Below are 8,909 nucleotides of genomic sequence, written 5' to 3'. Positions count from 1 at the left end.
CCTCAGGCTGTCACCTTGCCGGCGCATGAGCATCAGTGTCACTCGCTCTTCGGTATTCAAGTGGCTGTAGGTCTTTTTCATCGCAACACCTTACCTCAGGTGTTGCACTTGCTCCTTGAGACCGCCCTCCATAAGCTCGTGAAAGTCGCCAACTATGAATGGCGAATGCGTTGCGATGAGAGCATCAAAACCTACGATGTCACGAATACGTTTTAGATCCTTGATAAAGCTTTTTTGCCATTTTACATGCAGCGATATCTCAGGTTCATCGATTAGTAATAGGGAGTTGGGAGATGTCTTAAAAAGCAATTCATACATTAAGACAATTTCATGCTGTTCACCGGATGAAAGTGAGGAAAGGGGGATGTCGCTGCCCATTTCACTTATGACAGACAAACCTCTTTCTTTATTTATGATTAAGCGTTTGTGTGCAAACTTTCCCTTCAGTAGATCAAAAAGAACGAAACATCTATCCGCCAGAGTGCTGAAAACGCTAAGTTTTGACTCGCTGTCTTGAACGAATAGGCTCATTGTTTCAATTTTCCCTAGTGATAGGGATTTTACATCCGAGGGGAACGATGGACCTTCGATTGTTGCTAATAAACCCATGGCGCTTAGCCAGTTTTGATATGCTTCAAGTTTCTTTAAACGCTCACTAACAGAGTCTGCGCTTAGAAATTCATGATCTCCAGCAATTAGCCTGTGCGGAAAGGACTGATCAAGTGTTTGACACATTTGAGCATATTCAGCGCTTACCGCCTCAATTTGAGCAACCATGTTTGACGCGCACTGATCAACAGTCAATTTCGAATTTTCAGTCCCGCGAGCTGCTAATCGATAGGTATCAATTAGTTTGACATTAAGCTCTCGACGTATTTTATCAAAAAAAGCAGATCTGGTTCTCCGTTTATTTTTTTTATTGGGAATGTATCTATATGCAAGATCCCAAGCATCAACTGAGTTCCCGTTTTTCTCATCGAACCACAGCCCATGCCTTACCTCTCTCAGCCATGGTCTAGTTTCGGCCATTAGTTTGGCGATTGATAACATCTCCGGATCTATTGGCGAAACAGTTTCTACATGAGAGCTACCAGATTTGAAAAAGGAGATTTCAAGGGGGCTGGAGAGGTTAAGGTGATCACTTTTTTCCGTAGGCTTGCCATTTGACTGCCTCGATATAGATATGTTTGTATCGTTGCTGAGGCCTACATGGATAGTTCGAAATGGTACATTGCTTAATGCTTCAATGTCCCAGTCGAAGATGTACTTAAGGCACTTTAGGACTGCTGTTTTCCCGACGCCGTTGGCGCCATGGATAATAGTAATGCCGCCGTTTCGTAGTGATACTCTATGGTTGTAAATGCCATAGAGTTTTGAAATGTATATTTCCTGAATTTTTATAGAATCGTTCATGACTACTCCCTTAGCTATGTGGCGATGATGGCACAGTGTGTAGTCGTGAGCTATCGCCTTCTGTGGCATTTTTAGCTAAACCAATGCCCGAAAAGGCCGGTCATTATGTCCTTCACTGCTTAAGCCCTACCTCTACCAGTCCTCCTTGAGCAATGCTCGAAAACAATCAGCCTCCTCAGAAAAGGCACAATATTGAAAAAAACGCAGATAAATGCACTTATCCCCCTCCCGCCGACGGGGTTTGCGTCGTTTTTTTGTGCAAATCCAGATGTAGTGCAACTGCCCCTGCAGACCAGGCGGGCAGGGCGTCTCTTCCGCCGACGGGCAATTTCACAAATTGCAAAATTTGGAAGAAAAATGCAGCGAGGTTGCACAACGATGTAATCAGGCGGTCACCTGCAGGTTACGACGCCCCCCCTGATTTTACTGGGCCAAAAAATGAAAATCCCGCTAAGGGGCAGGTTTTCATAATCGAGACGGTTCGATCGGGGCGGCCTGTCTCAATCAGAGCTGTCACGGTGATAACTGGCTGCAGGTCGCAGCCGCCACGGCTTACGGCGCGATGGGGCCCCCGAGCTGAGGTTTCACAAGTCCGCAGCAGCTAAGCGCTCATGTGGAACGCTTGCATTACGTTTCAAGCGAGCAAGTTCGGCCTCAACCAGCGGGATGAGAAGCTGACTCAACGCGCTGTGCAATGCCTCTGCCTGGTGCTGCTCAAGTCGTTTCGCTGAAAGCTTTTCCAAGTACACCCCCTCCTGACATGTAAGCGGTGTAAGCGGGTCTAAAAATGCCCGCAAGGCCCCGTATTCATTGGGGATGCTCACTTACAGTCGTGTCGGCAAAAAGTGTAAGTCTGGAAGCTATGTCAAAAAAACCCTTTAAAAACAGTATGTTACTGAGTGTCTAACTTACAGTCACAAACTGTATGGTGCCGACACTGATCTGACAGTCTACTTACAGTTAAGAAATGGTTCTAAAGCATTGAAATATAAGGTTTAAAGAGAAAATAATCTTCTAGCTTACACTTCTTACGCACTTTTGATGGGTGCACCGGAAAAAATTCCCGTGTGTACTGCGGGTGCCGCTCGATGTGTGCAGGCACCCTAGTGGCGCTCAGTTTTCTGGGGCGGTCAGCTGAGATCGGCAGGGAGGTTTGGGTTTGCATTGTTGCGCTTCAGATGACCAGTGACCCACTGACACATATCCGCCATATTGATAGCATCTTCGAAAGTAACGTCAGATTCCGTCACGTGAACTGCAGAGTTTCTAATTCGCCGCAGTTTTTCCAACGTATCAAAGGTCACTCGGTCCACAACGCCTGCTTTGTACAGTTCACGAATTAACAGCATGGTCGCTGGTTTACCGCTTATACCCATTTTCATCGCAATGTCGCGGAGTTCGGTCTCAACGGGTATCCAGGCACTGAGCACTGCAGCTCGTGGGTCTGCCTGAGCAAGAGACTTAAAGCTCAATGGAGGCTCTTCAACTGGCAGGTTTGGGGCTTCGCCTTCTGCGCCTACCTGGTCTCTCACAGCTTCCAGCTGTTCACCGATGTCGATCTGAAACTCTTTGTATTTCAGTCTGCGGATTAGCAGCATTAGCTTTGCAAGCGGATCTCGCATGATGCAGGCAAGGCCTACAACGGCGGTCGGCCAAGCAATTGAGCTGATTATAGAGGAGAGAAACTGCAGCCAATCCATGGTCGTAGCACCTTTCAAAGAGCGCTTGTTACGTCGCTTGTTACGTGCGACGCAAAAAACAAAGGCCTGCATCGCTGCAAGCCTTTGATTTTAAATGGTGCCGGCACCAGGAGTCGAACCCGGGACCTACTGATTACAAGTCAGTTGCTCTACCAACTGAGCTATACCGGCGTGTTAGGGCGACGATTATAGCGATTGGAAAGGTTCTGTAAACCCCTGAATTCTGACTATTTTTGCAAAATCGAAGGTTTCTCGCGATTAGCGCGTTTCCCCCGTGTCTTCACAGGTTGAAAAGCACACGCAAAGTTCGGCTCCAGCTCGCGCAGCAGATCAAGACCAATAGGTTCCAGACCCCCTCCTAACCAGATGTCCAACGAGCTTTACCCCCTTGCCGAACACGCCAAAACAGCCCGCATAAAGCGCCCGTTATGCGCCTGGCACCAGATGCTTATGCACAATCGGTTGGTAACAGCTGTCACGAAACAGCCATTTTGTGCAGCAGTTCTCAACACGCTGCAACTGCCTGTTTTGTGTGCACTTTATTTTGTGAACAAAAAATGACCAGATTGGCTTTTGGCGTGAAGGGCCGGTATCTACGGCCTCTGTAAAGAATTCATCAACAGAGTTATCCACAGGTCGTGTGTAGGATTTTTTGCCCTTTATTGGCGCTCGGCCAGCACCATCAAGTTGCGCGGGGTCAACGACGATTCGCAGAAGCTGCCGACCTCGACGTTGTAGCCCTGTTCCACCATAAACAGTGCCCGATCCAGCACCAACCACAGTTCCAATGGGCGTCGAAACAAGCCTCTCACGAGTTCCAGGTTGCGCACCTCGGCCAGGCGCTGCCAGCCGTGGGCCTCAAGTGCCGGCCAATCCTGTTCGCCTGTGGATAAGCCTTTGAGGCTTGCCAATTCCTGGCAATAGTCGGCAAAGGGTTTGTTCAGCCAACTGGCGGGCAGGGAGGGTGTTGGCAGGTAGTCGTCGCAGCCCCGCAGTTGCCGTTGCAGTTGGTCAAAGCCCAAGCGCCGGGCCATGGAGGTGTCTCGTTGTTGGCGTACGCGGTTGCCGGCGGTGACGGTTTCGCTCAGGGGCAGGCCCAGGTCATCAATCGACAGCTGTAGCAATGAGGCGCGCCCGGCGGCGGAAAGGGCCTGATAACTGTCGGCGGTGATGCGGTTGTAGCAGCAGGGCGCTAATGCCAGTTGTTTGCAGCCGGCGGCGCTGGCCAGTTGCAGCAGGCGCACGTGCAGGTCGCCGCAGGCGTGCAGGGCGACGGGTGTGTGTTCGGGCTGGATCGCGACATCCGCCATTACGTCTTGCAGATGATGGGTTGCGGGCAGGCCGTGGCGATCACTCAAGGCTTGGCCGGAGGCGATCAGGGCGGGGTCGTATTCCAGGCAGGTCAGATGTTGGCCGGGTTGCAGCAGGCGACGGCCTAGGTGGCCTTTGCCGGCGCACCAGTCCAGCCAGTGGGCGGGCGTTTGGGAAAAGGTCAGCGCGGCGCCGAAGGCTTCGATCTGTTGCCATTTGCGCCCGGGCACGTCGACATTCAGGCGATGGCGAGCGGGTTCAAGGGCGTGTGTGGGCAACTTATCCACAGTGCCGAGGCGCAGCGCGTCAGCGGCCAGTTGTGGAAAAGGCGCGGGCGCGGGCAGGTCGTGGGGGTGGTTGTGACTGGCTTCGGCCTCGGCCAGCGAGCGCTGGCGCAGCCATTGGGATAAGGCTGGGTGCACGGTTTCCCAGGGCAACTGCAGCTGGGTAAAGGGCCGTGGTCGCCACAGCCCTTGGTGTTCGGTCAGGAATGCATCCAGTGCCTGGAAGCGTGCCTCAACGTCCTTGGCATGCATCGACGCGCAGCCATTTTTCCAGCAGTTTGAAGCCGCGTACCAGTACGTAGGCCATCAGCAGGTAGAACAGCCCGGCGGCGAAGAAGATCTCGACCGGCAGGTAGGTGCGGGCAATGATGGTGCGCGCCATGCCGGTCAGTTCCAGCAGAGTCACGGTGCTGGCCAGGGCGCTGGCCTTGAGCATCAGGATCACTTCGTTGCTGTAGGCCGGCAGGCCGATGCGCGAGGCGCGGGGCAGGATGATGTAGAACAGCGTCTTGGGCTTGGACATGCCCAGGGCGCGCGCCGCTTCGATTTCGCCAGGCGGAATGGCCTGGATCGCACCGCGCAGGATCTCGGCAATATAGGCGGCGGTGTGCAGGGTCATGGTGGCGGTGGCGCACCAGAACGGGTCTCGCAGGTACGGCCACATGAAGCTGTTGCGCACGGCGTCGAACTGCGCCAAGCCGTAATACACCAGGAACAACTGCACCAGCAGCGGCGTGCCACGAAAGAAGAAAATGTAGCCGTAGGGCAGGGCGCTCACGTACCAGCGGCGCGAAGAGCGGGCGATGCCGAGTGGGATCGCCAGCAGCAGGCCGGCGATCACGGCGATTGCCACCAGCTCCAGGGTCAGTGTGGCGCCCTGGGCCAACTTCGGCAGCCACTTGATGATCACGGCCCAGTTCAGGCCCAGGTCAAAGTGCGATAACCAGCTGTAGTCGCCGCTCATTGGGTGCTCCTTGCAAAGCCGCGGGCGGCGCGTTTTTCCAGGAAGTGCATGCTGGTCATCGCCAGTACGGTCAGGCCCAGGTACATGAACGCCGCGACCATGAAGAAGGTGAAGGGTTGCTTGGTCACGGTCACGCCGATCTGCGCGTGGCGCATGATTTCTTCCAGGCCGATCACCGACACCAGCGCGGTGTCTTTCATCAGGATCATGAACAGGTTGCCCAGGCCCGGCAGGGCGATGCGCCACATCTGCGGCATGATCAACCGGGTGAAAATCCGAAACTTCGACAGCCCCAACGCCACGCCGGCTTCGCGGTGGCCCTTGGGAATGGCGAGAATCGCGCCGCGAAACACTTCCGTTGCGTAGGCGCCGAAGCACAGGCCCAGGGCGATGACGCCGGCGGCGAAGGCACTCAGCGACAGGTCGGGGTTGCCAAAAAACTCACCCAGGGCGCGCATCAGGTTGACGGTGCCGAAGTAAATCAGCAGCACCCACAGTAATTCGGGAATACCGCGAACGATGGTCGAATACGCACCGCCCAGCCATTGCAGCGGCTTGTATGGCGAAGTCTTGGCCAAGGCGCCGGCAAGGCCGAGCACCAGCCCCAGGCACAGGGCCGTGAGCGCCAGTTTGACGGTCATCAGCGCGCCGGCGGCGAGGGCCGGGCCGAATCCGTAGAGATCGAAATTCATGGTGTTTTCATATCGCGGCAGGCATTGCTAAAAGCCGACGCGCTCACAGGAGCGCGTCGGGCAGGTCGTTCAGATCATTCGATGCTGAACGGGAAGTACTTGTCGTTGATCTTCTTGTAGGTGCCGTCTGCCTTGATCTCTGCCAAGGCTCTGTTCAGGCGCTCGCGCAATGGGTCGCCCTTGCGCACGGCGATACCGATCTTGTCGCTTTCTACTACCGGGTCGCCTTTGAATTCATAGGCCGAACCGTCTTTGCTCTTGAGCCACTCGTACTGCACGTACTTGTCAGCCAGGATGCCGTCTAGGCGACCGGAGGTCAGGTCGAGGTAGGCGTTTTCCTGAGTGTCGTAGAGCTTGGCTTCGGTGTCCGGCAGCTTGTCTTCCAGGTAGGTACCGGCCAGCGTTGCGCGCTGTGCACCGATCACCTTGCCTTTCAGGTAAGCGGCGTCGGTCTTGAAGTCTGCCGTGGCTTTGGGCGCAATGAACTGCAGCTTGTTCGAGTAGTACGGGTCGGTGAAGTCAACCGCCTGCTTGCGCTCGTCGGTGATCGACAGCGAGGACACCAGGAAGTCGAACTTCTTGGCGTTCAGGGCCGGGATGATGCCGTCCCAGTCGGACACATACACTTCGCACTTCTCGACTTTCATCTTGGCGCACAGGGCGTCGCCGATGTCCTTGTCGAAGCCGACAACGTTACCGCTGGCGTCTTTATTGTTGAACGGCGGGTAGGCCGCTTCGATCCCCATTTTCAAGGTTTCTGCCATGGCCGTGGCGCTGAACGCCATCGAGACGGCCGCGGCCAGAAGGAATTTTTTATAGTTCTGCATGCATGTTGCTCCGTTAGCGGTTGCTGGACATGAATTGTTTGCAGCGCGCCGAAAGCGGGTTTTCAAACACCTGCTGTGGCGATCCTTGCTCTTCGACCAGGCCCTGGTGCAAAAACACCACTTCGCTGGATACCTGACGGGCGAAACCCATTTCGTGGGTGACCAGCAGCATGGTGCGGCCTTCTTCGGCCAGTGCGCGGATCACATTAAGTACTTCCTGGACCATTTCCGGGTCAAGCGCAGAAGTCGGCTCGTCGAACAGAATGACTTTAGGCTGCATCGCCAAGGTACGCGCAATCGCCGCGCGTTGTTGTTGGCCGCCAGAGAGTTGCGCGGGGTAGGCGTGGCGCTTGTCGGCGATACCGACCTTGGCCAGCAGGGCCTCGGCCACTTCTATGGCTTCGGCCTTGCCCTGGCCGAGTACGCGTCGAGGAGCCTCGATGATGTTGTCGAGGATGCTCATGTGCGGCCACAGGTTAAAGTTTTGAAACACAAACCCGATTTCGCTACGCAGGCGGTTGATCTGTTTGCCGTCGGCGGCCATCAGTTCGCCGTTTTTCGCGGCCTTGAGCTTGAGTTCTTCACCGGCCACCAGGATCTGGCCCTGGTGCGGGTTTTCCAGCAGGTTGATGCAACGCAGGAAGGTGGACTTGCCGGAACCTGAGGAACCCAGGATCGAGATCACATCGCCGTCGCGAGCGGTCAGCGAGATACCTTTGAGTACCTCAAGCTCACCATAGCGTTTATGCAAGTTGCGGATTTCAAGCGCGGGCGTGGCCTGGGCCATGTGCGGTCCTCATTGTGTTCGTTGCGATCTTCGCTGTTGGGCCGCCTTCCTGGCGAGGCGCCAAGCTAGCATAGCGTTTGGATGACAGCCAACAGCGCTGCGGACGGTTAACCGATGGTCTGCGGCAGGGTGTCGCATCGGCGCAGCAGTGTGTCGCGCCATCAACAACCTACAGACGTTTGACCCGGAAAGATCCACAGGCTTCGCGTAAAAAAGGGCGCGATGGTGCCAGCTTTGGCCGGGTGTTGGAAGGGTTAACCGGGCAAACGGTCCATATCAGCCCGCTTATGGGGCGTCACGTACTTTTTGTGTGTGTTTTTGGTGCGTCGGTACGTCGTGAATGTGGGTCGCACGGTAACGCTATAGCGGAATGCCATTGTTCTCAATGACTTGCGATAGGTTGCGAATTGTCCTACAGCCCCCGTCAACTGTGGCTATGAAATATTTTGGCGCAAATCTTGCGTAAAAAATAAAGAACGCCCTGTTGGATTCTTTTCACGAGAAAGGCTGCAAGCCGGGCGAACCGTTTTCGCAATTCCTCGCAAAGGTGTGTCAATGAGTAGTACGCAAAGCTCCAATGACCTCGAACAGGGGCTCAAACCGCGTCACGTCACCATGCTGTCGATTGCCGGTGTCATCGGCGCCGGTTTGTTTGTCGGCTCCGGCCATGCGATCGCTGCTGCCGGCCCGGCTGTACTGTTGGCCTATGCAGCCGCCGGCACGCTGGTGGTCTTGGTGATGCGCATGCTGGCCGAGATGGCCGTTGCGTCACCGGATACCGGTTCGTTCTCTACCTATGCCGACCGGGCCATCGGCCACTGGGCCGGTTTCACCATCGGCTGGCTGTACTGGTGGTTCTGGGTGCTGGTGATTCCGCTGGAAGCCAACGCGGCGGCGACCATCCTGCACGCCTGGTTCCCCGACGTGGCGA

The 8,909-nt window shown here is 55.2% G+C and carries 9 protein-coding genes and 1 tRNA gene; 1 reads left to right on the top strand and 9 read right to left on the bottom strand.

The features are described from left to right. Positions 1–90 precede the first annotated feature (90 nt). From GIW04_RS24025 to GIW04_RS23985, 9 genes are all read right to left on the bottom strand, one after another. The gene (locus GIW04_RS24025) at positions 91–1,413 is read right to left on the bottom strand and encodes an AAA family ATPase (protein WP_236270317.1); all 1,323 of its coding nucleotides are present in this window, start codon (positions 1,411–1,413) and stop codon (positions 91–93) included. A 584-nt stretch (positions 1,414–1,997) separates the two neighbouring features. Continuing rightward, the gene (locus tag GIW04_RS24020) at positions 1,998–2,156 is read right to left on the bottom strand and encodes a hypothetical protein (protein ID WP_183043766.1); all 159 of its coding nucleotides are present in this window, start codon (positions 2,154–2,156) and stop codon (positions 1,998–2,000) included. A 387-nt stretch (positions 2,157–2,543) separates the two neighbouring features. Further along, complete coding sequence (locus tag GIW04_RS24015) at positions 2,544–3,113, bottom strand: DUF4145 domain-containing protein (RefSeq protein WP_183043767.1); 570 nt, start codon at positions 3,111–3,113, stop codon at positions 2,544–2,546. A gap of 95 nt (positions 3,114–3,208) precedes the next feature. Continuing rightward, a tRNA-Thr gene (locus GIW04_RS24010) sits at positions 3,209–3,284 on the bottom strand. A 488-nt stretch (positions 3,285–3,772) separates the two neighbouring features. Beyond that, positions 3,773–4,960: a methyltransferase gene (locus GIW04_RS24005; RefSeq protein WP_094774388.1), complete on the bottom strand. Its 1,188-nt coding sequence runs from the start codon at positions 4,958–4,960 to the stop codon at positions 3,773–3,775. Continuing rightward, positions 4,941–5,630 (bottom strand): ABC transporter permease, encoded by a 690-nt coding sequence (locus GIW04_RS24000; protein WP_032803763.1) that lies wholly within the window; start codon positions 5,628–5,630, stop codon positions 4,941–4,943. The genes GIW04_RS24005 and GIW04_RS24000 overlap by 20 nt, the downstream gene beginning before the upstream one ends. Positions 5,631–5,668: 38 nt before the next feature. Next, complete coding sequence (locus GIW04_RS23995; protein ID WP_005783890.1) at positions 5,669–6,364, bottom strand: ABC transporter permease; 696 nt, start codon at positions 6,362–6,364, stop codon at positions 5,669–5,671. A gap of 74 nt (positions 6,365–6,438) precedes the next feature. Continuing rightward, on the bottom strand, positions 6,439–7,191 hold the full coding sequence (locus GIW04_RS23990; RefSeq protein WP_120247886.1) for an ABC transporter substrate-binding protein: 753 nt from the start codon (positions 7,189–7,191) through the stop codon (positions 6,439–6,441). 13 nt (positions 7,192–7,204) lie between these two features. Beyond that, positions 7,205–7,978: an ABC transporter ATP-binding protein gene (locus GIW04_RS23985; protein ID WP_120247887.1), complete on the bottom strand. Its 774-nt coding sequence runs from the start codon at positions 7,976–7,978 to the stop codon at positions 7,205–7,207. Positions 7,979–8,533: 555 nt separating this feature from the next. On the opposite strand from GIW04_RS23985, the gene GIW04_RS23980 reads away from it, so the two are divergent. Next, a partial coding sequence (locus GIW04_RS23980) for an amino acid permease (protein WP_236479259.1) occupies positions 8,534–8,909 on the top strand: 376 nt, incomplete at its 3' end.

It is taken from the genome of Pseudomonas sp. PA-4-8C, from assembly GCF_021606625.1.
Classification (GTDB): Bacteria; Pseudomonadota; Gammaproteobacteria; order Pseudomonadales; family Pseudomonadaceae; genus Aquipseudomonas; species Aquipseudomonas lactis.
The sequence above is the reverse complement of the archived record's forward strand: the minus strand, read 5'-3'. Positions and strand labels throughout refer to the sequence as shown.

Excerpts from the sequence above, each read along its gene's own strand:
- GIW04_RS24005 (WP_094774388.1), bottom strand. The coding sequence starts at position 4,960 with ATGCATGCCAAGGACGTTGAGGCACGCTTCCAGGCACTGGATGCATTC.
- GIW04_RS24025 (WP_236270317.1), bottom strand. The coding sequence starts at position 1,413 with ATGAACGATTCTATAAAAATTCAGGAAATATACATTTCAAAACTCTAT.
- GIW04_RS23985 (WP_120247887.1), bottom strand. The coding sequence starts at position 7,978 with ATGGCCCAGGCCACGCCCGCGCTTGAAATCCGCAACTTGCATAAACGC.
- GIW04_RS23995 (WP_005783890.1), bottom strand. The coding sequence starts at position 6,364 with ATGAATTTCGATCTCTACGGATTCGGCCCGGCCCTCGCCGCCGGCGCG.
- GIW04_RS23990 (WP_120247886.1), bottom strand. The coding sequence starts at position 7,191 with ATGCAGAACTATAAAAAATTCCTTCTGGCCGCGGCCGTCTCGATGGCG.
- GIW04_RS24015 (WP_183043767.1), bottom strand. The coding sequence starts at position 3,113 with ATGGATTGGCTGCAGTTTCTCTCCTCTATAATCAGCTCAATTGCTTGG.